Raw genomic sequence first — 25387 nt, forward strand, 5'->3', positions numbered from 1 at the left:
TCGCGGATCTTGGAGCCGAAGCGCTTCCATTCGCGGGGGTCCTGGGTGCGCTCGTCCTTCCAGAACTTGTAGCCCTCGGCGTTACGGTCGATGACCGCCTCGGCGCCCATCTTCCGGCAGATGTCGGCCTTCTCCGGGGAGGAGACGACGCAGATGGGGTTGGCGCCGCCGGCGAGGGCGAACTGGGTGGCGTAGGAGCCGAGGCCGCCGCTGGCGCCCCAGATCAGGACGTTGTCGCCCTGCTTCATGCCGGCGCCGTTGCGGGAGACCAGCTGGCGGTAGGCGGTGGAGTTGACCAGGCCCGGGGAGGCGGCCTCCTCCCAGCTGAGGTGGGCGGGCTTGGGCATCAGCTGGTTGGACTTGACGAGGGCGATCTCCGCCAGGCCGCCGAAGTTGGTCTCGAAGCCCCAGATGCGCTGCTCGGGGTCGAGCATGGTGTCGTTGTGGCCGTCGGAGGACTCCAGCTCGACGGAGAGGCAGTGCGCGACGACCTCGTCGCCGGGGTTCCAGGCGTTGACGCCCGGGCCGGTGCGCAGGACGACGCCCGCGAGGTCCGAGCCGATGATGTGGTACGGCAGGTCGTGGCGCTTGGTGAGCTCCGACACGCGGCCGTAGCGCTCCAGGAAGCCGAAGGTGGACAGCGGCTCGAAGATCGAGGTCCACACGGAGTTGTAGTTGACCGAGGAGGCCATGACGGCCACCAGGGCCTCGCCCGGCCCGAGTTCCGGCACCGGGACCTGGTCGAGGTGCAGGGACTTGCGCGGGTCCTTCTCGCGGGTCGGGAGCCCGGCGAACATCTCCGTCTCGTCCTTGTGCACGGTGATCGCGCGGTAGGACTCGGGGAGCGGCAGGGCCGCGAAGTCGGCGGCCGTAGCGGCCTGCGACTGGATCGCGTCGAGGATGTCCTTCACGGTGTTGCCTCCGGCGGCGCTGAATGAGGGTGCGCTGAGGGATGCGCAGGATGCGCGGGTACGGGTGGTGGGGTGCTGCGTGGTGCCGTCGGTCCGGCTGAGCGGTGGTGCTGGGGCGACGCCAGTGGTGCGGCGTGCGGGTGCCTGGTGACGCAGGCGTCCGGGGCGCGGTCCGTGCCGAGTGGGCGTGGATCGCGGGGACATCCGGACACGTTCAACGTATGGCACCCCGTGTCACTCGACAAGGCACCGCGTGCCAAAACTTTCTCTCATTTGCCTATTGACCTGCACAGATGAGCGATGATCGATCAGAGTTACCGGTGAGTAGGGGCAACTCGGACAAACGGAAGCGGCCGCTCCCGGGAGGGGAGCGGCCGCTGTGACGAGCATCGCTTCATGTGGTCCTGGCAGGCCCGCAGGCCCCGGAAAGGTGTGGCGGGTACGGCTGGGTGTTCCTGCTGGCTAGGTGTTCTTGCGCAGGGCTTCTTCGATGGTCCGCATGACCTCGTCCAGCGGGGCGTCCGTACGGGCCACCGCCACCAGCACCTCGTCGTGCGCCCGCACCGCGGCCGCCGGAGCCGCCGCCGGGGCGGAGGAGGCGGGCATCGAGGCCATGCTCCGGCCCGCGCCGATGCCCGTGCCGAAGGTCTTGCGGACGATGGCGAAGGCGTGGTCGAGCTGCGCCTCCACGTCCCCCTGGCCGCCGGCCCGCAGCCAGCGCCGCAGCACGTGGTTGTGGGCCGTGACCACCGCCGAGGCGGCCACCTCGGCCAGCAGCGGGTCGTCGTTGCCGTCGTGGGGCTCGGTCTCGTCGAAATGGGCCAGCAGATAGCGCGTGAACAGCCGCTCGTAGCGGGCCACCGAGGCGATCTCCCGCTCCCGCAGGGCCGGCACCTCCCGCGTCAGCCGGTAGCGCTCGACCGACACCGCCGGGGAGGCGGCGTACATCTTCATGACTTCCTTGATCCCGCGGCACACCGTGTCGAGCGGGTGCTCGTGCGCCGGGGCCACGTCCAGCACGGCCTCGGCACGGGTCAGCGTGTCGTCGTGGTCCGGGAAGATCGCCTCTTCCTTGGACCGGAAGTGCCGGAAGAACGTCCTGCGCGCGACCCCGGCGGCCGCGGCGATCTCGTCGACCGTCGTGGCCTCGTACCCCTTGGTCGCGAACAGCTCCATCGCAGCGGCGGCGAGCTCGCGCCGCATCTTGAGCCGCTGCGCGGCCGCCTTGGTGCCGGCCGCGCTCTCCGGGCTGTCGGAGGCCGTGGCGGCGCGGGACGAGGTCTTGGCGGACTGGGACATAGAGCGAAAGTACTTCATCCGCGCCGGGGCGCGCGCCTGAGGGGGGTGGGACGGCAGTGATGGATGCGGGGGAGGGCCCGCACTGGGCTCGGAGGGTGCGGCCCGCCGTGAGGGTCCGGCGGACCCGAGCAGCCCTCCCCACGCATCCGGCTCGGATGCCCTCCTGTTACCGGCGGGCGTACTCACGGAATCCGCGGCCGGTCTTCCGGCCCAGGCAGCCCGCCGCCACCAGGTGCTCCAGCAGCGGGGACGGGGCCAGGCCCGGGTCGCGGAACTCCTTGTGGAGGACCTTCTCGATGGCGAGGGAGACGTCCAGGCCGACGACGTCCAGGAGCTCGAAGGGGCCCATCGGGTAGCCGCCGCCCAGCTTCATGGCCGCGTCGATGTCGTCCAGGCTCGCGTAGTGCTCCTCGACCATCTTGATCGCGTTGTTCAGGTACGGGAACAGCAGCGCGTTCACGATGAACCCGGCCCGGTCCCCGCAGTCCACCGGGTGCTTGCGCACCTTCGTGCAGACCTCGCGGACCGTGGCGTGCACGTCGTCCGAGGTCAGGACGGTGCGGACCACCTCGACCAGCTTCATCGCCGGCGCCGGGTTGAAGAAGTGCATGCCGATCACGTCCTGCGGGCGCGAGGTCGCGCGGGCACAGGCGATCACCGGGAGCGAGGACGTGGTCGTGGCCAGGACCGCGCCCGGCTTGCAGACCTTGTCGAGGGTGGCGAACAGCTCCTGCTTGACCGCCAGGTCCTCGGCCACCGCCTCGACGGCCAGGTCCACCTGCGCGAAGGCGTCCAGCGAGCCGGCCGGGGAGATGCGCGCCAGCGTCTCGTCGGCGGCCTCCTGCGTGAGGCGCCCCTTGGCGACCGCGCGGCCCAGCGACTTGCCGATGGCGGCCTTCGCGGCCTCGGCCTTCTCCTGGCTGCGCGCGGCGAGGACCACCTCGTAGCCGGCCTGCGCGAAGACCTGCGCGATACCGCTCGCCATGGTGCCCGAGCCGGCCACGCCGACGGAGGAGACCGGGCGGCCCTCGCCGAGCCGGGCCCCGTCCAGCGGGGTCTGCGCGTCGCGGACCACCGCCGCGCTGCCCGGCTCCTCGTACGTGTAGAAGCCGCGCCCGGACTTCTGCCCGGTCAGGCCGGCCTCGGCGAGGTGGCCGAGGATCGGGGCGGGGGCGTGCAGGCGGTCGCCGGAGGCGGCGTACATGGCCTCCAGGACGGTGCGGGCGGTGTCCACGCCGATCAGGTCGAGCAGGGCCAGCGGGCCCATCGGCAGGCCGCAGCCCAGCCGCATCGCCGCGTCGATGTCCTCGCGGGAGGCGTACTTCGACTCGTACATCGCGGCGGCCTGGTTGAGGTAGCCGAACAGCAGCCCGTCGGCGACGAAGCCGGGCCGGTCGCCGACCGAGACGGGCTCCTTGCCCAGCTCGCGGGCCAGGGCGGTGACGGCCTCCACGGCCGGCGGGGCGGTCAGCACGCTGGAGACGACCTCGACCAGCTTCATCGCGGGCGCCGGGTTGAAGAAGTGCAGGCCGAGGACGCGTTCGGGGCGCTGCGACTCGGCGGCCAGCCGGGTCACCGACAGGGCGTTGGTGCCGGTGGCCAGGATCGTGTCGGGCCGCACGACGGCGTCCAGCTCGGTGAAGATCCGGTGCTTGAGCTCGTAGTCCTCCGGGACGACCTCGATGACGAGGTCGGCGTCGGCGGCGGCGCTCAGTTCGGTGTAGGTGCGCAGCCGGGAGAGGACGGCCTCGCGCTCCTGCTCGCCGATCCGCCCACGGGCCACGGAGCGGGCCGTGGCCGCCGCGAGGGCCGCGGTGGCCCGGCGGGTGGCGGCCTCGCTGATGTCGATGCCGATGACCTCGCGGCCGGCGCGGGCGAGGACCTCGGCGATGCCGGTGCCCATCGTGCCGAGGCCGACGACGGCGATGGTCTGCAAGGTGGACTGACTGGACGTGGACGGAAGGTCCATCGCGGGACTCCAGTGGATGAGGGTGACGACTGGGGGCGGCGCGCGGCGCACGACGCGCGGCCGAAGACCGGAAGAGGTCCGGCATGAACTGCGGTGAAACAACGGGAGGTTCCGCAAGGGCGCCCGGAAGGGCGGGGCGGAGAGCGGCGGACCCTGTCCCGGGGTCACGCCGTGGAGAGCGCCGTACGTGGAGCAGACGTGCTGCTGCAGTGCAAGGCGTGCGGGGCAGTGCATGACGGTACGTGGTGGTGCTGGGCGTACCGGACCGACTGCACGAGGCGGCTGCGTCACCAGGCCGGCCTCGTACGTGTTGAAGCGAGAGTAACTCGTCGGTAACTGCTTGGCCATAGGAGCGGGTACACCGGTCGGTGTGACGTACGCCGCGACGGCAGCCGCCGGGGGCCCCAACGTGGGCCAACGGCCCGCCGCGGTCCCCGCCACCCCCTAGGGTGGGCGCCGTGAGCGACGTACTCGAGCGCCTGCGCGCCGAAGCGGACGGATCCGGCGGATCACGCCGGTACGCGGAGCTGCTCGCCGCGGACCCGGACGCGCTGGCGGCCTCCCTGACGTCGGCCGGGCTGCCCCTGTGGGCCCGGGAGCTGGCCGCGTACCGGCTGGGCCTGGCCGGCGACCGCCGCGCCTTCGAGCCGCTGGTCCTGCTGCTCAACCACCGCGACCCGCCGCGCTGCGCGGCCGCCGCCGAGGCCCTGGCCGTCCTGGGCGACCCGCGCACCGCCCGCGCGGCGGCCGCCCTGGCCACCAACGAGCTCCGCACGGCCTACGCCCTGCAGCCGGTCCGGCTGCTGGCCGCGCTGCGGGCGCCCGAGTCCGCCCCGGCGCTGATCCGCACCCTGTCCCGGCTGCTCGCGCCGAACGACCCGTACTGGCGGGTGGCGCTGGCCTGCGTGGAGGGGCTGGGCGCCCTGGCCGACCCCGCCTCCCGCGAGGTCCTGGCCCGGGCCCAGGCCCACCCGCGGCTGGCGGTCGCGGCGACCGAGGCTCTGCGCGCCCTGCCGCGGACTGCCTGACCGGGCCACCTGAGCGGGCTGCGCGACGGGACCGCCGGGCCTCAGGCCTCCGCGGGGAGGACGGCGTAGGCCTCGATCTCCACCAGGAGTTCGGGGCGGACCAGGGCCGAGACCTGGACGGCCGTGGAGGCCGGGAGCCGGTCCGGGGCGATCACCTCGTCGCGGGCCGCCCGTACCGCCGGCATGTGGGCCATGTCCGTCACGAAGTACGTCAGCTTCACCACGTCGTCGAAGCCCGCCCCGGCCGCCGCCAGGCACCGGCGCAGGTTCTCGAACACCTGCCGGGCCTGGGCGGCGGCATCGCCCGCGCCCACCACCGCGCCGTCCGCGTCGAAGGAGCACTGCCCCGAGACCGCGACGAATCTGCCCGTCCCCCAGACGACGTGGCTGTACTGGGGACTCGGGCTGACGCCCTCGGGGGCGGGGACGCGGGTGATGGCGTTGGTGGTCATGGGCAGATCCTGCCCGGTCATGATCAGCCGCGGAAGCCCAGCAGTCCGTGGAGGGCCGCGCCGCCCGCCGAGTGGACCGCCGCCCGGGTGGCCGCCGCCGGCTTCGGCTCGGGCTGCGCCGCACACGTCGCGTCCGCCGCCTGACCCGTCCGCAGGTATGCCGCCACCTTGTCGTCGAGGCACGTGTTGCCGCTCAGCGAGATCCCGTGGTTCCCGCCGCCCTCCTCCACCACCAGGGCCGAGCCCTTCAGCTTCTCCTTCATCGCCAGCGCGCCCCCGAACGGCGTCGCCGCGTCCTGCGTGGCCTGGAGCAGCAGAGCGGGCGGGAGGTCGGCGTTGGCCACGTCCGGCGCCTGCAGCGGCTCCGTCTTCCAGAACGCGCACGGGGCGTTGTACCAGGCGTTGTTCCAGGTCATGAACGGCGCCTCGACGTGCGTGCGCCACATGTCCGCCCGCCACCGGTTCCAGTCCTTCGGCCACGCCGAGTCCCGGCACTGCACCGCCGTGTACACGCTGTAGCCGTTGCCCGCCGAGGGCTCCACCGCCCCGAACCTCTCGTACGCCGCCACCAGCGGCGCCGGGTCCTCGTCCACCGCGTACTTCGAGAACGCCTCGGCCAGGTTCGGCCAGTAGCCGTTGTAGTAGCCGCCCGGCATGTACGTGTCCTCCAGCTCGGACGGGCCCACCTTGCCGCCCGCCGGCGCCACGCGCAGGGCGTCGCGCATCGCGTACCAGCGCCGCTCCACCTCGGCGGCATCGGTGCCCAGCCGGTAGGCGGAGTCGTGCTCGGCGACCCAGGCGAGGAAGGCCTTGTGGCGGGCGTCGAAGGCGCGGTCCTGCGCGAGGTTGTCCTCGTACCAGACGCCGCCCGGGTCGACGACGGAGTCCAGGACCAGGCGGTGGATCCGGTCCGGGTGCAGCCGCCCGTACACCGCGCCCAGGTACGTCCCGTACGAGTATCCGAAGTAGCTGATCTTCTGCGCGCCCAGCGCGGCGCGGATCAGCTCGATGTCGCGGGCGGTGGAGACGGTGTCGATGTACGGGAGCACGTCGGCGTGCCGGGTCTGGCAGGACTCGGCGAAGGCCTGCACCCGCTTCAGGTTCGCCTCCTCGGTCTGCGCCCCGTACGGCACGGAGTCGGGGCGGACCGGGTTGAAGTGGCCGGCCGTGCAGTCGAGGGCGGGCTCGCTCTTGCCGACCCCGCGCGGGTCGAAGCCGATCACGTCGAACTGGGCGGCGACGTCCTTCGGCAGCGCGGTGGCGATGTACGGGGCCAGGCCCCGCCCGCTGCCGCCCGGGCCGCCCGGGTTGACCAGCAGCGGGCCCTGGCTCTTGGCGGCGGTGTGCGGGACCCGGGTCAGGGCCAGCGTGATCTGCCGCCCGGCGGGACGGGCGTGGTCGAGGGGGACCTTGAGGGAGGCGCACTGCAGCGACGGGTAGCGGGTCGTGGCGCAGCCGGTCCAGCGCAGTGCGGCCGCCGCCGCGGCGGGAGCGCCTGCGGGCGGGTGCGCGGCGGCCGCCGTGGCCCCGGCCGGGCCGGTCACCGCCGCGGCGGTGGCGGTGGCGACGGACAGCAGGACGGCGGCGCGCTTCTTCAGGGGACCGCGTTTCTTCATCGGGTGCAGCATGGGGCCTCCCAGCCGAGGGTTCTGGGCGGAATCGTCCCGGAAACCATGCTCGGAAGGCGGCATTGGGCGGCGGATTGGCCCGATGTGATGAGATTTCAGGGCCCGCGGCGACGCGGCCCCGGCCTCACAGGAGCGTGAGCTGCGCCGGCCCCGCCGGGGCCGGCCCGGCCGGCGGCTCCGGGGCGGCGATCCGGCGGGACGCCCCCCGCCGGGCGGGGCCGATGCCGAATTCCGCCGCGAGTTCGTGGACTTGGCGGGTGATCCGGCGCTGGTACCAGGTCGGCGCGTACGCCCCGTCCGCGTACATCCGCGCGTACCGCCCGATCAGGTGCGGGTGGTGGCGGCCCAGCCAGGCGGTGAACCACTCGCGCGCCCCGGGCCGCAGATGGAGTACCAGGGGTGTCACGGAGGTCGCGCCCGAGGCGGCGACGGCCGCGACCGTGGCCCGCAGCTGCTCGGGGGAGTCCCCGAGGAAGGGGATCACCGGGGCCATCAGCACGCCGCACTCGATGCCGGCGTCGGTCAGGGCCCGTACGGCGGCGAGCCGCGCGGCGGGGGACGGCGTACCCGGCTCGACGGTCCGCCACAGGGCGGTGTCGGTGAAGCCGACGGAGACGGAGATCCCGACCTCGGTGACCTCGGCGGCCGCGCGCAGCAGGGGCAGGTCGCGCAGGATCAGCGTGCCCTTGGTGAGGATGGAGAACGGGTTGGCGCGCTCGTGGAGGGCCTCGATGATCCCCGGCATCAGCCGGTAGCGGCCCTCGGCACGCTGGTAGCAGTCGACATTGGTGCCCATGGCGATGTGCGCCCCGCTCCAGCGGCGCGAGCCGAGCTCGCGGCGCAGCAGCTCCGGGGCGTTGGTCTTGACGACGATCTGCGAGTCGAAGCCGAGCCCGGTGTCGAGGTCGAGGTAGCTGTGCGTCTTGCGCGCGAAACAGTACACACAGGCGTGGCTGCACCCTCTGTACGGGTTCACGGTCCACTCGAACGGCATCCGCGAGGCGCCCGGGACCCGGTTGAGGATCGACCGGGCGCGGACCTCGTGGAAGGTGATCCCGCGGAACTCGGGGGTGTCGAAGGTGCGGGTGACGACGGAGTCGGCGGCGAAGAGGGCGAGGGGCCCGGCGCCCGCGCCGTCCCGGCCGCCGCCTTCGTCCCCGGTCAGGTTGTCCCAGCGCATGGCACGCCTCCCTCGGTAACTCGCTCGACCAGAGAATAGAACAAACGTTCCCATGATCGTGCGGGGCGGCACCCGAGGGTGCGCTCAGGGGGTGCCGTGCCGGAGGGCGTCGCGCAGCCTGAGCAGAGCGCGGCGCCGCGAGTGCGCCCGGACCAGGGCGTACCCGGCCGCGGCGCCGAAGGCGGCGCCGACGAGCGCGGTGGTCAGGGCCGCGGCCGCGGAGGCGCGCAGCGCGGCCAGGACCGTCCCGGCCGCCCCCGTCGCAGCGGTGGCCGCAAGCGCCAGCCGGGCCCCAGCACCCGGTCCCGCGCGTACAGCGGCCGGCGCCGGGTCAGCACCCACCCGGCGAAGACGGCCCACGCCAGCCCGATCGCGATCAGCCCGGCGAAGGCGGCCTGCGTGCGCACCGGAAGCGGACCGGGCTCAGTGGCCCACAGCATCCCGACCAGCGCCGCCCCGCACCCGCCGGCCAGCCCCACCGCCGTGTGGCGCATCCGGGCCCCAGCGAGACCTCCGCGGCCAGCGCGCGTTCGAGTTCCTCCGGCACGTCCCGCCGGTCCGCGGACGGCTGGTGCTCGCTCATGACCCGTATCCCTTCTCGCACGGTGCAGCCTGCTCGTCACCGTGCCCGGCGGTACGCCGAGCGCCTCCGCGCAGGCAGCCAGGGACAGGTCCTGGAGGTGGAACAGGATCAGCACCTCCCGCTCCAGCGGCGGCAGCCCGCCCAGCCCGGCCTCCCCCTGCATCGCGGTCACCACACCGCCCGCGGGATCGTCCTCGACGGCCGCGCCCGCCTCCTCCACGCCCACGTCCTGCGCGCCCGACTCCGCGGCCCGGTACGCGTGCCGCAGGTGCTCGGCGACCGCACGCCGGGCAATGGTGAACAGCCAGGGGGCGAACCGCTCCGGCTGCCGCAGCCGCGGCAGTCCGCGGACCACGGCGAGCCCGCACCTCCCCACCTCGCGCCGCCTTCACCAGGACAGTCGGCCCCCGAGCCGGAAAGGGTCACGCGGCGGGATGGGGCGGCGGTCGGCCGCCGCCCCACCCGCGGCCGACCGGACTACTCCCGGCGGGCCGGGCGCGTCATCCGGAAGCGGGCCAGGCCTTCGGCCTGCTCGGCGGGGGCGGTGCCGTACCGCTCGAAGCTGGCCTTCTCCAGGACGCGGACGGAGGCCGGGTTCGACAGCTCCACGCCGGCGGACACCGTGTGGACGCCGGGCGCGGTGAGGGCGTACGCGGCGAGCGCCCGGGTGGCCTCGGTGGCGTAGCCCCGGCCGCGCCGGGAGGCGACCACGCCGTAGCCGAGTTCGAGCACTCCCTCGGCGGGCGGCCAGAACAGGCCGATCGAGCCCACCGCGAGGCCGGTGTCCCGCTCGACGAGCAGCCGGTGGCCGTACGGGCCGAGCCAGGCGGGATGGTCGCCGAAGAGGCCCGCGATGACGCGGTCGCCCTCGGCCGGGAAGTCCTCGGCCCAGCCGGCCGGCCGGCGGCCGTCACCGGCGAGGACGGCCTCGGCCTCGGCCGCGGTCCAGGTACGGAGGACGAGCCGCTCGGTGGTCAGCTCGGCGAGTTCGTTCGACGGTGTCGAAGGTGCGGAATGCACGGATGTCTCCTGGTCAGGGGAACGACCCGGACCGCGTCGCGTGGCTCGCGTGGCATGGCGTCGCGTCGCGTCAGCGCGCGGACCGGAAAAGGGCATGCGGGTGAAGGCCGTCGACGGCCATATTCATCAACCTCCCGCGTCCGTATCCGTGTTGGCGCACCACGCGCTCACCTGCGCACGGTAACAGACCCCGCCGACCGGCAATCCGGGGCCCGGCCGGCTCCCTAGCCCGTCTCCAGGTGCAGCCTCGGCACGTCCGGCCGGTCGAAGCCGAACACCTGCGCGTAGAGGGAGAGTTCTGCCTCCAGGGCGCGGACCATGGTGTCCGCCCGGCGGAAGCCGTGCCCCTCGCCCTCGAACGCCAGGTACGCGTGCGGCACGCCCCGGCCGCGCAGGGCGGACAGCAGCCGCTCCGCCTGGGCGGGCGGGCACACGGCATCGTCCAGACCCTGGAGCAGCAGGAACGGTGCGGTGATCCGGTCGGCGCGGGCCACGGGCGAGCGCTCCCGGCAGCGTACGGCCAGGGTCTGCGGCGGCCCGGCCAGGCCCTCGACGTACCGGGATTCCAGGTCGTGGGTCTCCTCGGCGAAGCCCCGCAGGTCCAGGACGGGGTAGCGGATCGCCGCGCACGCGTACAGGGAGGTCGAGGCCAGCGAGGCGGCGGCCGTCCAGCCGCCCGCGCTGCCGCCCCGGATGGCGAGCCGGTCCGGGTCGGCGGTGCCCTCGGCGGCCAGGGCTCGGGCCACGGCCGCACAGTCCTCGACGTCGACCACGCCCCACTGCTCGCGCAGCCGTTCCCGGTAGGCGCGCCCGTAGCCGGTGGAGCCGCCGTAGTTCACCTCGACCACGCCGATGCCGCGGGAGGTGAAGTACGCGATGTGCAGGTCGAGTACGGGCGACACGTGCTCGGTGGGACCGCCGTGCGCCCACACCGCGTACGGGGGCAGCTCCTCGGCGGGGGCCCGGCGGGCGGGGTGGTGCGGCGGGTAGACGTGGGCGTGGATCTCCCGGTCGTCGGGGCCGAGGAAGGTCCGGGTCTGCGGTTCGGGGTGGTACGCCGGGTCGACCGGGTCGGCTGCGGCCGCGCCGACCACCCGGGCGTGTCCGCTCTCCGTGTCGAGCTCGACGACCTCGTGGGCGCTGCGCGGGCTGGCCGCGACCCCGTAGACGCTGCTGCCGTGGACGGCCAGCGCGGGCTGCCAGGCGGTCCAGGGTCCGGCGGCGTCGACGAGGTCGCCGGTCTCGGGGTCGAGCACGCCGAGGACCGGGGAGCCCCGGCCGTGCAGCACGGCGACGAGCCCGTCGGGCAGCGGGGCGAGCCAGCGCAGGCCCGGCTTCCACAGCGGGCCCCCGAACTCCTCCTCGCGCGGGCACAGGTTGACCGCCCCGCCGGTGTCCGGGTCCACCCGGTAGGGGTTCCACCAGCCGCTGCGGTCGCTGACCGCGAGGAGGCTGCCGTCGGGCATCCAGTCCACCTGGGCGACCGCCTCCTCGGGCCCGCCGAGGAGGGTGCGCGCCCCGGCCAGGGTGCCGTCCGCGCGGACCTCGGCGAGCAGGACCTCGGTGCCGTCCCACGGCATCCGCGGGTGGTCCCACACCAGCCAGGCCGCGTACCGCCCGTCGGGGGAGAGCCGCGGGCCGGTGGCGAAGCGGTGCCGGTCGTCGGTCAGCTCCCGTACGCGCGAGCGGTCCCCGGCGGCCGACCCGTCCAGCGGTACGGCGGCCAGGACGCGGCGCACGTCGGTGGGGGCCGGCCCGGTGAACTCCTCCAGCACGCACCAGACCTCGTCGCCGCGCAGCACCGGATCGACCCAGCGCAGGCCGCCGCCGACCGGGGACAGCGGGGTGAGCGGGCGCGGGGCGGGCTCGTCCGCGTCGGGCTCGTACGCGTACAGCCGCTGGTCGGCGTGGTGGACGAACACCACCAGCGGGCCGCTCCCGGGCCGCTCGGCCCCCGCCCAGGGCATGCCGCCGTACTCGGTGAAGGCGCTGCGGACGTTCCACGGCGCGGGCAGCACCGAGACCCCGGGCCCGCCGTCCGCGGGACGGCGCACGAGGGTGCGGCGGCCGCCCTCGGCCGGGCGGGGCTCGGTCCACCACACCTCGGGGCCGATGGTGCCGAGGTACTCGGGCCGTCCGTCGAGACAGGCGGCGAGCGCGGCGTCGACGGGCGAGGGCCAGGTGCCGTAGGGCTGTTCGCCCATCACAGCGTCCGCAGCGCGTGGTCGAGGACCCGCACGCCGAAGTGGAGGGCCTCGACGGGCACCCGCTCGTCCACGCCGTGGAAGAGGGACCAGTACTCGAAGCCCGGCGGCAGCTTGAGCGGCGAGAAGCCGTAGCCGGTGATCCCGAGCCGGGAGAACTGCTTGGCGTCGGTGCCGCCCGCCATGCAGAAGGGCACGACGCGGCCCTCGGGGTCGAAGCGCTCGACGGACTCGCGCAGGACGGCGAACGTCCGCCCGTCGACGGGGGCTTCGAGGGCCACCTCGCGGTGGTGGAACTCCCAGGTGACGTCGGGGCCGGTCAGCTCGTCGAGGGTGGTGAGGAACTCCTCCTCGCCGCCGGGCAGCGTCCGCCCGTCGACGTAGGCCGTGGCGTGGCCCGGAACGACGTTGACCTTGTAACCGGCGCTGAGCATGGTCGGGTTGGCGCTGTTGTGCATGGTCGCCTCGACGAGGGCCCCGGCCGGGCCGAGCTTGGGCAGCAGCTCGTCGAGGTCGGTGCTGCGGGCCCGCGGATCGACGGACAGGCCCTGGAGGGCGGCGAGTTCGGTGATGCAGGCGGCGACGGTGTCGGTGAGGCGGACCGGCCAGCGGTACTCGCCGATCCGCGCGACGGCGGCGGCGAGCCGGCTGACGGCATTGGCCGCGTTGGGCTTCGAGCCGTGCCCCGTCGTGCCGTGGGCGGTCAGCTTCATCCAGGCGGTGCCGCGTTCACCGGCCGCGATCGGGTACAGGAGCTGGCCGGGGCCGTTGTGGACGGTGAAGGCACCGGACTCGCTCAGGCCCTCCGTACAGCCCTCGAAGAGGTGCCGGTGGTGGTCGGCGAGGAAGCCGGACCCGTCGACGGCGCTGTCCTCCTCGTCGGCGGTGTACGCGACCACGACGTCCCGGCGCGGCCTGACGCCGGCCCGCGCCCAGGCCCGTACGACCGCCAGGACCATCGCGTCCATGTTCTTCATGTCGACGGCGCCGCGGCCCCACACCACCCCGTCGCGGACCTCGCCGGAGAAGGGGTGCGTGCTCCAGTCGGCGGCCTCGGCCGGGACCACGTCGAGGTGGCCGTGGACCAGCAGGGCCGGCGCGGACCGGTCGCTGCCCGCGATCCGGGCCACCACGTTCGTACGGCCGGCGGTGCGCTCCAGCAGGACGGGCTCCAGGCCGGCCGCGGCGAGGCGCTCGGCCACGTACTCGGCGGCGGGCCGCTCTCGGCAGTCGCCGCCGCCCCGGTTGGTGGTGTCGATGCGGATGAGGTCGGAGGTGAACGCCACGACCTCGTCGAGTGCCACCGGGTCGACCGGGGACTCACCGGGAGGGGACTCGCCGAGCGGGGATTCCCCGGCCGGGGCGTGCGGGGGGTACGGGGGGTACGGGGCGTGCGGGGCCTCCGCGGCCTTGTGCCGGGGGGTGCCTGCGGGCATGTCAGCCATACTGCTCCTCCACGGCTGCCTTGACGACCGTCGTGACCGCCTTGAACGTGCGGATCCCCTCGTACATCGTCGCGCTGGTGTACGCGACCCGGCGCTCGCCGCAGCGCTCCACGCCCGGGACGACGGTGGCGGCCATCGCCAGGTGCTCGGCGTCGAACTCGACCTCCACGGTGTGCGGGCGCCGCTGCACCGGGTCCCGGCGCCCCGCGAGGCCGGCGGCCTCCTTGGCGGCCGCCCGGATGTCGGCGGCCGTGCGGGCAGGGGTGCGGCAGACGGCGGCGTAGCGGGACACGTGGTCCTTGACCGCGACGGTCACCGCATCCGGGGCGTACCCGGCGGCATCGGCGCAGGTCAGGTCGTCGCCGGTGACCAGTACGACGGGGACGCCGAACTCGGCGACGACGCGGGCGTTGAGCAGCCCCTCGCTCGCGCGGACCCCGTCCAGCCAGACGCCGGTGATGGAGTTCTCCAGGTAGGTGTGCGCGAGCACGCCCTGCGACCCGGCGCCGGTGTGGTAGCCGACGAAGGCCACGCCGTCGACATCGCCGTGCTGTACGCCCTCGACCATGCTCAGCGACTTGTGGCGGCCGGTGATCATCTCGGCGCGCTCGTCCAGCTGCTCCAGCAGCAGGTTGCGCATGGTGGAGTGGGCCTCGTTGATCAGGACCCGGTCGGCGCCGCCGTCGAGGAAGCCGAGCACGGCCGCGTTCACGTCGGAGGTGAAGAGGGACCGGCAGCGTTCCCACTGGGGGGTGCCGGGCAGGACGTCCGCGGGCCAGGTGACGCCGGTGGCGCCCTCCATGTCGGCGGAGACGAGGATCTTCATCGGGCCCCCAGGGCGGGTCGGCTGCGACGCGCGGCCGGGCGCGCCGCCCGACCGGACGACCGCCTTCCGCAGAGGCCTCCCAGCCTAGCCCTCCGGGCCCGCCGGGGCCTGCGGGCCACGCCCGGCGCGGCCGTCGAAGTGGCCGCGGCGGGACCGCAGTTCGTCCCGGGGGCGTCGGCGCGGCCGGTCAGTTCACCCGATGTGGTGAGGCCGTGTGCGCGGCCTCACCCCCGGACACCGTACGGACCGGCGTGACGGGCGCAGGTCAGCTCTCGACCTCGCGGGCCAGGTTCTCCAGCACCGTGTCGTAGATCCGGCCCAGGCCCTTGGGCGCGAAGGTGCGCTCGAAGAAGCCGCCGATGCCGCCGGCGCCGTTCCAGACGGTGGTGACCACGGCCTTGGACCGGCCCTCGCCGGCCGGGGTGACGAGCCAGGTGGTGACCATGGAGGAGTTGCGGTCCTTCTCCACCAGCTGGCCGTCGGTGGGCTCGGTGACCTCCAGCAGGCAGTCGCGCACGCGCTTGCTCGTGGCCTGGAGCTTCCAGTGGACGAGGGTGCCCTCGCCGTCGCCGCCCTCGCGCACCTCGTACTCGCTGAAGTGCTCGGGCAGCAGCTTGCCCCGGGTGCCGGTGTAGTCCGCCAGCGCGTCGAACACGGTCTCCGCGTCGGCCGCGATGATCCGCTCCGTGGTGGCCTCGACCTGCGCCATACCTGTTCCTCCAGCAGTTGTGTTGCCTCGTCGGCGGCAAGCCAACCACTTCCGGGGCGGCCGCCCAAAATCGGCCCCCTCGGCGGTGCGGGTCAGCGGCCCTCAGCGGCCCGTCAGCGACCGTGAACGACCATCAGCGGACGTCCGTACGCAGCTGCGCGCGTGCGGTGTCGAACAGGCGGACCTGTTCGGCGGGCCTGCCGGAGCCCGCGTCGCCGTCGACGAACAGCTGGTGGACCTGGCCGGCGTCGCCCGCGACGAACAGCCCGATGCGGCGGCGCGGCCCGCTCCGGCCGGGCCGGCGGTGGTCGAGGGTGAGGACCACGGCCTCCCGGCCGCCCTGGGTCGTGGTGGTGCGCTTGACCTCCAGGTCCTCCCTCTTCGATTCGGCGGTGGTCCCATACCAGGCGAGCTGTCCGTCCGCGGCGGCCGCGGCGGTGGTGCCGTGGAAGGCGTCGCGCTTGCAGCCGAGGACGTGCGCGCCGTCAGGGGATTTCCAGTTGCGGCGCAGCTCGTCCTTGGCTTCTACCGGCCAGCCGTCGGGCACGGCGCCGGTGAGGGTGAGCTCCGGCTCCTGGATCCGGTGCCAGCCGGCGGGCGGGGCGGGCGGGGGCGCGGGCGGGGCGGAGCCGGAGGGCGCAGGCCCGGGCTCCCGGCTCGGCGACGCCGGGGGCGTCGTGCCGGCGGTGCCGCCCGTGCCGCCCGTGGCGTGGCCGGGTGCCGCCCCCGGGCCGGGGGGCCGACGAACCGGCGCTGACGGACGGCGGCGCGGCGGGGGCCCCGCCCGGGGCCGGAGCCTTGGCTCCGGGCGAGCCGAGCGCCCCGGGCAGCCCGAACACGGCGAGCAGCAGCCCGGCCACGGCGGTGGCCGCCGACACCAGCGCCGCAACCTCCCCCATCCGCCGCCCGGACGCCCCGCCCGCCCCGTCCGCCGCCACCCGGACGACCCTCTCCGCGGCCGCCTCATCGGACGGCCCGACACCTTCGGTCGGCTGCCTGCCCCCGCCTCCGGCAGGAGCCGCCGGGCCGGCGGCTGCTGCCGGTTCCGCGGCCGCTCACGCCGAGCTGCTGCCCGGGCTGTGCGGCCGGCCGGCCGCCGGCTCCGGCGCCGGCCCCGTGGGGCGCACCGGCCCGGCGGGCCCGGGCATACCGCCCCCGCCGCGAGCGCCGGGCGGTTCCTGTGGGCTCCGCTGCCCGGGTGTGTCCCCGTGCGCCGGAGCGTCTCTGGTTGCCGCGCCCGGGCCGTTGAAAGCGATGAGCCCGCCCCCGCGGAGCGGAATGGCGCCCTCCGCGGGGGCGGTCGGGCCCCTCAGGCCGTGTGGAGCCAGACGCGGAGGGGACCCAGGGGGGTGAAGCCGTGGCGGAGGGCCGTGGCGAGGTCCTCGCCGGCCTCGTAGCCGACCACCGCGTGGGCCGGCCACAGGGACGCGATCTCGGCCAGGGCGCCCGACCAGGCCTCCTCGTCGGCCAGGCCGTCCTGCGTGAACACGTTCGAGACGCCGACCACGCCCGCGGCCTCGTTCGCGACCGCCCCGGCCACGATCCGGCCCTCCGCCGACCGCCCCGCCAGGAAGGCGATCTCCGGGGTCAACAGGGCCGGGTGGAACAGGCCCGCGGACTCCTCGCCGTCCCAGGCGGCCTCCCACCGGTCGAGGTCCTGCGCGGATTCGATCCGCGACCAGGACAAGGAGGAGGCGGAGGCGGGGGCCGACGCGGCGGCAGCCGCCGGACGGTGGATCCACTGCGCCTCGAAGAGGAGTTCGAAGCCGACCGGGGCGAGGTCGAGCACGGCGAAGCTGTCCTTGACCGAGCAGCCCGGGGACCGTGTGTCGATGCCGGCCGTGAGCGCCGCCGCCGACACCTCCCGGGTCAGGGTCACCGCGTCGGGGTAGTACGGCGGGGTGCGCCGCGGGCTCGTCCAGGAGCCGGCGGTGAACACGCCGCCGGGGCAGACCGCCGCGCACCAGGCGGCGTTGTTGTGCACGGCCGCACGGAGGGCGTCTTCGGTATTCGGGGTGATGATCACACCGGGATCGTGGCACAGCCCCTAGCCTGGGGCGATGTCCTTCTTCCCGTACACCGCGGAGGGCGCCCGGGTCGGCCTGCGCCCCTTCCGGCTCGCCGACGGCCCCGAGTTCACCGCCCGCGCGCGCGAGAGCCGGGACCTGCACAGCCCCTGGCTGTTCCCGCCCCTCACCGAGGAGGAGTACGAGGCGTACGCGGCCCCGCTCATCGACGGCGGCAGCCGCGCCGGGTTCCTCGTCTGCGAGCGCGCGACCGGAGCCGTCGCCGGCTTCATCAACGTCAACAACATCGTGCGCGGGGCGTTCCAGTGCGGAGCCCTCGGCTACGGGGCCTTCGCGCACGCCGCGGGACGCGGCCTGCTCGGCGAGGGGCTCCACCTGCTCCTCGGCCACGCCTTCGCCCCCCAGGAGCACGGCGGGATGGGCCTGCACCGGCTGGAGGCCAACGTCCAGCCCGGCAACGCCGCCTCCATCGCGCTGGTCCGCGGTCGAGGCTTCCGCCTGGAGGGGTACTCCCCGGACTTCCTCCACGTCAACGGGGCCTGGCGCGACCACGAGCGCTGGGCGATCACCGCCGAGATGGCCCCGCCGGCCGGCCGGGTCCCCGCCTGACCGGCGGGCCCCGGGGCGGCACCCCCCGCAGCCTCAAGCCCCGCAGCCGCAAGCCCACGCAGCCGCCGTCCCCGGCGCCACGGCCCCCTGGCCCCGGCGGCCGCGGTGGCACAGGATGAGGCCATGCGAAGCCTGGTACTCCTCGACGCCCCCTCCAACCTGGGCCTGCGCCCGCCCGCTCCCGGCGCCGTGCCCGGCGTGTACAAGCTGGCCGGCGCCCTGCGCGAACAGGGCCTGCTGAGCCGGCTCGGCGCCCGCGAGGGCGGGGTCGTCGTACCGCCCCGCTACGACCGCGGCGACTGGAAGGAGGGCGACGGCGTCTTCCATGCCGGCCCGCTGGCCGCGTACACCGTGGCCCTCGCCGACCGGATCGAGAAACACCTGCGGGCCGGGGAGTTCCCCGTCGTACTCGGCGGGGACTGCTCGATCCAGCTCGGCGCCTCCCTGGCCCTGCGCCGCCTCGGCCGCTACGGGCTCGCCGCGATCGACGGCTCCGCCGACTTCCGCCACCCCGGCAACGAGGCCGTCAACGGGCCCGTCGGGGCTGCGGGGGGCGAGGAGCTGGCCCTCGCCACCGGGCGCGGCCAGGCCGACCTCGCCGACCTGGAGGGGCTCGGCCCGTACCTGCGCGACGAGGACGTACGCCTCTTCGGCCTGCGCGACGGCGACGCCGATCTGGCCGAACTGCGCGCCGCCGGGATCGCGGTCGCCACCGTCGGCACCATCCGCGAACGCGGCGCCGAGGCGGTGGCGCGGGCGGCCCTGGACGGGCTGCACCCGCCGGTCACCGCCGGGTTCTGGGTGCACCTGGACGCCGACGTGCTCGACCCGGCCGTGATGCCGGCCGTGGACAGCCCCGACCCCGGCGGCCTCTTCCCCGCCGAGCTGGCCGGCCTGCTCAAGGTGCTGGTGGGCTCCCCGCGGTGCGTCGGCCTCAACGTCACGATCTACGACCCGGACCTCGACCCCGACGCCCGGGCCGGCGCCCTCCTCGCCGACCTCGTGGCGGACGCCTTCGCGTGACGGTATGCGTGACCGCACACGTGCCCGCATGCGTGACGGCCTGCGTCACGGCCAAGGCCACGGCTTTGCGTAATCCTGACCGGTGGTGATCCGCGGAACCCCTGTGCACCGGCCGCCGTGGCGTGTTCCATTTCCTGCATGGCCACCACCGTCCGCCGCGCCGTACTGACCCTGCCCGCAGCCCCGTTGGGGCCCGAGAACCCGCTGCCCGCACTGCGCCCGCCCGGCGACGTACACGTACTGGACGGGCGGGTGCGCGACGGTCTGCCCCGCGACATGGCCCGGCAGATCGGCTACGGGTCGCTGCGCTCCCTGCTGCCCGTCCGGATCCTCGACGGATACGAACGGCACCGGCAGGAGCGGCACTTCGACGCGGTGGTCCTGGAGAACGAGCACCTGCGGGCCACCGTCCTGCCCGGCCTCGGCGGCCGCGTCCACTCGCTGGTCCACGTGCCCACCGGCCGGGAGCTCCTCTACCGCAACCCGGTGTTCCAGCCCGCCAACTTCGCCCTGAACGGCGCCTGGTTCTCCGGCGGCATCGAATGGAACATCGGCGCCACCGGCCACACCACCCTCGCCTGCGCCCCCCTGCACGCCGCGCTCGTACCGGCGCCGGACGGCGGGCAGATGCTGCGGCTGTGGGAGTGGGAGCGGCTGCGCGACCTGCCCTTCCAGGTCGACCTGTGGCTGCCGCAGGACGGGGAGTTCCTGTACGTCGGCGTCCGCGTCCGCAACCCCCACGAGCGGCCCGCCCCGCTGTACTGGTGGTCCAACACCGCCGTCCCCGAGGACCGCGGCACCCGGATCCTCGCCCCCGCCGACGAGGCCTGGCACTTCGGCTACGAGCGCACGCTGCGCCGCGTCCCCGTACCGCACTGGCAGGGCGCGGACCGCACGTACCCGCTGCACCACGAGTACCCGGCCGACTACTTCTACGAGGTCGCCCCCGAGTCCGGCCCGCGGCCGTGGATCGCCGCCCTGGACGAGGCGGGCCGGGGCCTGGTGCAGACCTCCACGGCCCCGCTGCGCGGCCGCAAGCTCTTCGTGTGGGGCGCGGGCGAGGGCGGCCGGCGCTGGCAGGACTGGCTGACCGAGCCCGGCACCGGCGGCTACGCCGAGATCCAGGCCGGGCTGGCCCGCACCCAGCTGGAGCACGTACGGCTCGAGGGCGGGGCCGAGGTGAGCTGGCTGGAGGCGTACGGCCCCCTGGCCGCGGACCCGGCGTCGGTGCACGGCCCCGACTGGTCGGCGGCCCGCACGGCGGCCGGGCAGGCCCTCGACGCCGCCCTGCCCCCGGGCGGCATCGACGAGGCGTACGCGGCGTGGCGGAGCGAGGCGGCCGACACCGAACCGGGGGAGCGGCTGGCCTCCGGTTCCGGCTGGGGCGCCCTCGAGGTCCTGTGCGGCGGGCACAAGCTCCCCGGGACCCCGTTCGCCGAATCCGACCTGGGCGAGCCCCAGCAGCCCTGGCTGGAGCTGTGGCGCACCGGCGTCTTCCCCGCCCCGCGGCGGGTGGCGCCGCCCGGGCCCAGCCTGGTCGCCCCGCACTGGCGGGACATGCTGGAGACGGCCCCCGCCGAGCCCCTGACCGAGTACCACCTGGGCGTGGCCCAGTGGCACGCGGGCGACGTGGCCCAGGCGGTGCGCAGCTGGGAGCGCGGTCTGGCGCTGGCGCCCTCGCGCTGGCCGCTGCTGCGCTGCCTGGCGGCGGCCGACGCCCTGATCGGCGACCCGGCCCGGGCGGCCCGGCGCTACGCCGAGGCCTTCGAGGACCTGGCCGACGAGAGCCGCGGCAGCGAGCCCTGGACGGCCGCCGAGTCCGCGCTCGGCCGCGAGGCGATGACCGCCCTGCTGGAGGCCGGCCGCCCCGCCGAGGCCCGGGCCGTGTGGGACCGGCTGCGGCCGACCCTGCGCGAGCAGCCCCGCTTCCGCCTGCTGGCGGCGATGCTGCTGGCGGCGGAGGGCCACGCGGCCGCCGCCCGCCGCGTCTTCGAGGACGGCTTCGAACTCCCCGACCTCCGCGAGGGCGACGACATCCTGTCGCAGGTCTGGTCCCGCATCACGGACCGCCCCCTCCCGCCGGCGTACGACTTCCGCATGCGACCGCCGACGGGCGAGACCCTGCCCTAGCCGCACTAGGCCTTGGCGCGGGTGAGTTCGCACCTCCCGTCCGTGCAGGACCGGCGCAGCCGCCCGGCCGAGACCGTCTCCGCGAGGCCGATCGCCCAGCACATCGGGCAGCCGCGCAGTGCGACGAGGCCGACCGGGGCGAGCAGCAGGCTCGCCGGTCCGACGAGGGGCAGCAGGGCCAGGGATCCGGCGAGCGCGCCGAACCCGAGGGCCCCGCGGGCCAGATGGCGCGGGACGGAGGCGCTGGCGAAGCCGCCGCGCGCCCGCGTGGTCGGTTCAGCGGTCATGGTCGGTCCCCCTCGGTGCGGCCGGTTCCTCGCGCAGTGCCTCCCGTACCGCCGAACGGGCGCGGTGCAGACGGGACTTCATCGCGGCGGTGCTCAGTCCGAGCCGGTCGGCGACGGTACGCCCGGGCAGGCCCTGGATGTCCCGCATCACCAGCACCTGCCGCTGGTCCTCGGGCAGGGCGGCGACGGCGGCCGCGACGCGTTCGGCTTCCAGGCGCACCAGGACGTCCTCCTCGGCGGACCGGGCCGTGCCGCCGGACGCGTCGAACCGGTCGGCCGTGCCGTCGGGCCCACCGAGCCCGAGGGCGGCCCCGCGGTGGAGCAGGCCGCGGGTGCGGCGCAGGCATTCGTTGCGGACGATCCGGAACATCCACGAGGCCAGCGCCCCGGAGGCGCGCAGCATGCCGATCTTGCGGTAGAGGATGATCAGCGCCTCCTGGGCGGCATCCTCGGCGTCCTGGGGCGTGGCGCACAGCGTCTGCGCGAACCGGTGCACGTGCGGGGAGGAGCCGTACACCAGCGCGGTGAGCGCCTCGACCTCGCCGCGCTGCGCCGCGGCGACCAGGGTGGCACCGGGCCAGGTGCGGTCAGCCACGCCGGCCCCTGCGGCGGCGCAGCAGCGTGACGGTGCACGCGCACAGCAGCACCGCGGCGGCCGCGGCGGCGATGACGACGGTGGTGGTCAAGAGGTCCTCCCGGTGGGATGCGGGGCGGACACGGTCGTCCGCACCCCTATGAGAGGCACGGCGGGCGCAGAAGGATTCACCGGCCTGTTGTACAGCGGAAACCGGGAGGGCTGAACCACCGCGCAGGCCCGGGCCGGGGACGGTCCGGGACCGCGCGCCCGGGGGCGGCGGCGCCTCAGGCCCGGCAGAGGATCTCGCCGTTCAGGACCGAGAACCAGGCGTCCGGGGCCGCGCCCCAGCGGTGCCAGGCCTCGGCGATCGCCGACAAGTCCTGCTCGGTGGCATGGCCGCCGGCGGTGGCGCGGGTGGCGTAGGCCGAGGCGGTCGTACGGTCCGCCCACAGGGTCGACCACCAGGCGGTCTCCTCGGGCTCGGCGTAGCACCAGGCCGTCGCGGAGCAGCGGACGTCCGTGAAGCCCGCGGCCCTGGCCCAGGACAGCAGCCGGCGTCCGGCGTCCGGCTCGCCGCCGTTGGCGCGGGCCACCCGCCGGTACAGGCCCAGCCACTCCTCCAGGCCCGGCTCGGCCGGGTACCAGGTCATGGCCGCGTAGTCCGCGTCCCGGGCGGCGACGATCCCGCCCGGCCGGCACACCCGCCGCATCTCGCGCAGTGCCTGCACCGGGTCGCCGACGTGCTGGAGGACCTGGTGGGCGTGGACCACGTCGAAGGAGTCGTCCGGGAAGTCCAGCGCGTGCACGTCCGCGGTCGCGAAGGTGACGGCCTGCTGCAGGCCGCGTTCCTTCACGTACGCCGCCGCCTGCTCCAGTACGTCCGGTGCCGCGTCCACGGCCGTGACCCGGCCGTCGGGCGCGACGAGTTCCGCCAGGTCCGCCGTGATGGTGCCGGGGCCGCAGCCCACGTCCAGGACGGACATCCCCGGGCGCAGTTCGCCGACCAGGTACGCCGCCGAGTTCGCGGCGGTACGCCAGCGGTGCGAGCGCAAGACGGACTCGTGGTGCCCGTGCGTGTAGACGGCCGTCTCCTTGGTTCCCATGTCCCGACTCCCTCTCGTCGCGGGCCCCTTGCCGAAGCCGTGTGATCACCGTAAGGGACTCGCCCGCGATCTGAGATATGCGTTTTGACATGTGGACAGAGTGCATGGGGCGCAAGGGGATCGGGCGGGTGACTGGCAGGCCGCTGCGGGGGCGAGGACAGTGGGCAGCAGGGGAAGCACCGAGCGCAGGAGGCGGTGAGACCCATGCCGGAGACGCTGCTCGAACAGCACGCCGCGGCGCTGCGGCTCTTCGGTGAGCGCGTGCGCGCCGTCGCGGCCGACCAGTGGGGCGCCCCGACCCCGTGCACCGAGTGGACCGTGCGCGACCTGGTCAACCACGTCACCGGCGAGCAGCTGTGGATCCCGCCGCTGGTCACCGACGGCAGCACCGTCGCGGAGGTCGGCGACCGGTTCGCGGGTGACGTGCTCGGCGAGGACCCCGTCGCCGCCTGGGAACAGGCCGCGCAAACCGCGCACGCCGCCTTCGCCGCACCCGGGGCGCTGGAGCGCACCGTGCAGCTGTCGTACGGGCCCACCAAGGGGGCGGCGTACTGCTCGGAGCTGACCGCCGACTGCGTCGTGCACGCCTGGGACCTGTCCCGCGGCATCGGCGCCGACGACCGGCTGCCGGACGGGCTGGTCGAGTTCTCCATCAAGGAGGTCATGCCGTACGCCGACGGGCTCGCGGCCAGTGGGATGTTCGCCGAGCCGCTGGAGGTCCCGCCCGGTGCGGACGCCCAGACCAGGCTGTTGGCGCTGTTGGGGCGGAAGGGCTGAGCCCGCTGAGCCGGCAGAGGCTGCGCGGCCGGCCGGCCCCGGGGCGCATACAACAGGCGCATTCCGGCGAACAACCGTATAAAGGGCATCGTCATGAGCACACCGCCCCTCGGCGGAGACGGAGCGACGCACGTGGACGGCGGACGGGCGGACGCGACGGGGAAGGCGGAGCGAGGTGGAGGGGATGCAGCGCACGGCGCAGGGCCGCGGCCCGGTCCGGTACGGGCCGCCCGCGCCGCCGCCCGGCCTGCCCGTGCTGCCCGAGCTCACCGCCGTGATCGCCGCGGCGGCTGAGCGGTCCGCCCCCGAACCGCCGGGCGGCTCCGTACCCGTACGCGAGGCCGCCTGCCGGCACTGGGAGCGGCGCGGGCTGGCCACCGCCCCCGAGGACGTCGCCGCCGGCCCCGGCGCGCCCGCGCTGCTGCTCGCGCTGCTCGGCGCGTACGGGGGCGACGTGCTGCTGCCCCGGCCGTGTCCCGCCTGGTGGACCCCCGGGATCCGGCTGCTGGGACGGCGGGCGTACCACGTGCCGACCCCGGCCGAGTGCGGCGGCGTACCGGACCCGTACGCCCTGCTGGAGACCGTACGGCGGGTACGGGCCGAGGGCGGCGACCCGCGCGTGCTGCTGCTGTCGGTCGCCGACGACCCCACCGCGACCGTGCCGCCGCCCGAACTGCTGCTGGAGGCCTGCGAGGCCGCCGCCACCGCCGACCTGTTCGTCGTCAGCGACGAGAGCTGGCGCGACACCGTGCACCGGCCGCACGACACGCTCGTCCTGAGCCCGGCCGAGATGATCCCCGACCGGGCCGCCGTACTCCTCGACCTGGCCGGGGCACTGCTGCCCGCCGGGTGGCCCGCAGCCGTGGTCCGCTTCCCCGACACCCCGCACGGCGCGTGGCTGCGGGCCGGCACGCTCGACATCCTCGCCGCCACCGGCTCCCTCGTCGCCGGGCCGGTCGCGGGGGCCGCCGTGCACGTCCTCGACGAGCCCGGCACCGTCGCCGAGCGGGTCCGGGCGGCCGCCGCCCTGCACGGCGCCGTCGCCTCCGCCGTGCACGGCCGGCTGCTGGCCGCGGGCGCGCTCGCCCGGCCCCCGCAGGCCGGGCGCCACGTGTACGCGGACCTCACCCCGCTGCGGCCGGGGCTGGCCCGCGAGGGCGTCCGCGACGCGATGGAGCTGGAGGACTGGCTCGGCACCCGGCTCGGCACCCCCGCCCCCGGCGGGCAGCGGTTCGCCGACGAACTGGGCGCCCTGCGGGTCCGGCTGTCCACCGGCCCGCTGCTCGGCGCCACCACGGAGGAGCGGCTCGCCGCGCTCACCGCCCGCGACCCCCTCGAACTCCCCCACCTGCGGGACTCCCTGGACCTGCTCGGCTCGGTCCTCGCCGGGCTGACCCCCTGACCGCACCTCGCGCCGATCGGCACCACCCGGCGAACGGAGACCCCCGATGAGGGACCCCCACCCGACCTGCGACAACGCCGCCCCCGACCCCCTGCCGCCGTCCGACACCGCGGCCCGGGGGCCCGCGGCGCCGGGCCCGGCGGACCGGGGTGCGCCCGGCAGCGGGGGCCGCGGGCCGGCCGCGCCGACGGACGGCGC

General features: G+C 75.2%; 23 protein-coding genes. 6 read left to right on the forward strand and 17 right to left on the reverse strand.

The annotated features are described in order from the left end of the window. The 3 genes from ccrA to AB0F11_RS32725 form a co-directional block, all read right to left on the reverse strand. On the reverse strand, positions 1-911 hold a 911-nt coding region (ccrA, locus tag AB0F11_RS32715; RefSeq protein ID WP_362181655.1), incomplete at its 3' end, for a crotonyl-CoA carboxylase/reductase. Positions 912-1373: 462 nt separating this feature from the next. Then, positions 1374-2210 carry a TetR family transcriptional regulator gene (locus tag AB0F11_RS32720; RefSeq protein WP_362181658.1) on the reverse strand — a complete coding sequence of 279 codons (837 nt, stop codon included), beginning with the start codon at positions 2208-2210 and terminating at the stop codon, positions 1374-1376. A gap of 166 nt (positions 2211-2376) precedes the next feature. Next, on the reverse strand, positions 2377-4179 hold the full coding sequence (locus AB0F11_RS32725; RefSeq protein ID WP_362181660.1) for a 3-hydroxybutyryl-CoA dehydrogenase: 1803 nt from the start codon (positions 4177-4179) through the stop codon (positions 2377-2379). Positions 4180-4637: 458 nt separating this feature from the next. On the opposite strand from AB0F11_RS32725, the gene AB0F11_RS32730 reads away from it, so the two are divergent. After that, entirely contained in the window at positions 4638-5207 is a 570-nt protein-coding gene (locus AB0F11_RS32730; RefSeq protein ID WP_362181663.1) for an adenylosuccinate lyase, read from the forward strand. A 41-nt stretch (positions 5208-5248) separates the two neighbouring features. Here AB0F11_RS32730 and AB0F11_RS32735 read toward each other — a convergent pair whose 3' ends face one another. The 11 genes from AB0F11_RS32735 to AB0F11_RS32785 form a co-directional block, all read right to left on the reverse strand. Beyond that, a complete protein-coding gene (locus tag AB0F11_RS32735; protein ID WP_362181665.1) occupies positions 5249-5659 on the reverse strand; it encodes a RidA family protein in 411 nt (136 codons plus the stop codon). A gap of 23 nt (positions 5660-5682) precedes the next feature. Next, complete coding sequence (locus AB0F11_RS32740) at positions 5683-7275, reverse strand: alpha/beta hydrolase (protein ID WP_362181668.1); 1593 nt, start codon at positions 7273-7275, stop codon at positions 5683-5685. A gap of 136 nt (positions 7276-7411) precedes the next feature. Further along, positions 7412-8467, reverse strand: coding sequence for an Rv2578c family radical SAM protein (locus AB0F11_RS32745; RefSeq protein WP_362181671.1), 1056 nt, complete (start codon positions 8465-8467; stop codon positions 7412-7414). A gap of 203 nt (positions 8468-8670) precedes the next feature. Next, entirely contained in the window at positions 8671-9405 is a 735-nt protein-coding gene (locus tag AB0F11_RS32750; protein WP_362181674.1) for a sigma-70 family RNA polymerase sigma factor, read from the reverse strand. A 122-nt stretch (positions 9406-9527) separates the two neighbouring features. Continuing rightward, a complete protein-coding gene (locus tag AB0F11_RS32755) occupies positions 9528-10070 on the reverse strand; it encodes a GNAT family N-acetyltransferase (protein WP_362181677.1) in 543 nt (180 codons plus the stop codon). A 224-nt stretch (positions 10071-10294) separates the two neighbouring features. Further along, the gene (locus tag AB0F11_RS32760; protein ID WP_362181680.1) at positions 10295-12274 is read right to left on the reverse strand and encodes a prolyl oligopeptidase family serine peptidase; all 1980 of its coding nucleotides are present in this window, start codon (positions 12272-12274) and stop codon (positions 10295-10297) included. Continuing rightward, entirely contained in the window at positions 12274-13710 is a 1437-nt protein-coding gene (locus AB0F11_RS32765; protein WP_362181683.1) for a M20/M25/M40 family metallo-hydrolase, read from the reverse strand. Before AB0F11_RS32765 ends, AB0F11_RS32760 begins: the two co-directional genes overlap by 1 nt. Before the next feature lies 1 nt (position 13711). Continuing rightward, positions 13712-14545 carry a M55 family metallopeptidase gene (locus AB0F11_RS32770; RefSeq protein WP_362181686.1) on the reverse strand — a complete coding sequence of 278 codons (834 nt, stop codon included), beginning with the start codon at positions 14543-14545 and terminating at the stop codon, positions 13712-13714. 265 nt (positions 14546-14810) lie between these two features. After that, the gene (locus AB0F11_RS32775; protein WP_361905876.1) at positions 14811-15254 is read right to left on the reverse strand and encodes an SRPBCC family protein; all 444 of its coding nucleotides are present in this window, start codon (positions 15252-15254) and stop codon (positions 14811-14813) included. Positions 15255-15387: 133 nt separating this feature from the next. Beyond that, positions 15388-15801, reverse strand: a complete 414-nt coding sequence (locus AB0F11_RS32780) for a hypothetical protein (RefSeq protein ID WP_362181689.1) — start codon at positions 15799-15801, stop codon at positions 15388-15390. Between the two features lie 762 nt (positions 15802-16563). Continuing rightward, positions 16564-17280 (reverse strand): hypothetical protein, encoded by a 717-nt coding sequence (locus AB0F11_RS32785; RefSeq protein ID WP_362181692.1) that lies wholly within the window; start codon positions 17278-17280, stop codon positions 16564-16566. Between the two features lie 34 nt (positions 17281-17314). Between AB0F11_RS32785 and AB0F11_RS32790 the strand changes: the two genes are divergently transcribed. The 3 genes from AB0F11_RS32790 to AB0F11_RS32800 all read left to right on the forward strand — a co-directional run bounded on the left by AB0F11_RS32790 (position 17315) and on the right by AB0F11_RS32800 (position 21043). Then, positions 17315-17890: a GNAT family protein gene (locus tag AB0F11_RS32790; RefSeq protein WP_362181694.1), complete on the forward strand. Its 576-nt coding sequence runs from the start codon at positions 17315-17317 to the stop codon at positions 17888-17890. Between the two features lie 123 nt (positions 17891-18013). After that, positions 18014-18913, forward strand: a complete 900-nt coding sequence (locus tag AB0F11_RS32795; protein WP_362181697.1) for an arginase family protein — start codon at positions 18014-18016, stop codon at positions 18911-18913. A 138-nt stretch (positions 18914-19051) separates the two neighbouring features. Beyond that, on the forward strand, positions 19052-21043 hold the full coding sequence (locus tag AB0F11_RS32800) for a DUF5107 domain-containing protein (RefSeq protein WP_362181700.1): 1992 nt from the start codon (positions 19052-19054) through the stop codon (positions 21041-21043). 5 nt (positions 21044-21048) lie between these two features. Here AB0F11_RS32800 and AB0F11_RS32805 read toward each other — a convergent pair whose 3' ends face one another. The 3 genes from AB0F11_RS32805 to AB0F11_RS32815 form a co-directional block, all read right to left on the reverse strand. Further along, positions 21049-21330, reverse strand: coding sequence for a hypothetical protein (locus AB0F11_RS32805; protein WP_362181703.1), 282 nt, complete (start codon positions 21328-21330; stop codon positions 21049-21051). Beyond that, entirely contained in the window at positions 21320-21925 is a 606-nt protein-coding gene (locus tag AB0F11_RS32810) for a sigma-70 family RNA polymerase sigma factor (protein ID WP_362181706.1), read from the reverse strand. The genes AB0F11_RS32805 and AB0F11_RS32810 overlap by 11 nt, the downstream gene beginning before the upstream one ends. A 266-nt stretch (positions 21926-22191) precedes the next feature. Further along, positions 22192-23010 carry a methyltransferase domain-containing protein gene (locus AB0F11_RS32815; protein WP_362181709.1) on the reverse strand — a complete coding sequence of 273 codons (819 nt, stop codon included), beginning with the start codon at positions 23008-23010 and terminating at the stop codon, positions 22192-22194. Between the two features lie 204 nt (positions 23011-23214). On the opposite strand from AB0F11_RS32815, the gene AB0F11_RS32820 reads away from it, so the two are divergent. Both AB0F11_RS32820 and AB0F11_RS32825 read left to right on the forward strand, forming a co-directional pair. After that, positions 23215-23787: a TIGR03086 family metal-binding protein gene (locus AB0F11_RS32820; protein ID WP_362181712.1), complete on the forward strand. Its 573-nt coding sequence runs from the start codon at positions 23215-23217 to the stop codon at positions 23785-23787. A gap of 184 nt (positions 23788-23971) precedes the next feature. After that, entirely contained in the window at positions 23972-25189 is a 1218-nt protein-coding gene (locus AB0F11_RS32825; RefSeq protein ID WP_362181714.1) for an aminotransferase class I/II-fold pyridoxal phosphate-dependent enzyme, read from the forward strand. Positions 25190-25387: the final 198 nt, after the last annotated feature.

It is taken from the genome of Streptomyces sp. NPDC032472 (assembly GCF_040636955.1).
Taxonomy (GTDB): domain Bacteria; phylum Actinomycetota; class Actinomycetes; order Streptomycetales; family Streptomycetaceae; genus Streptomyces.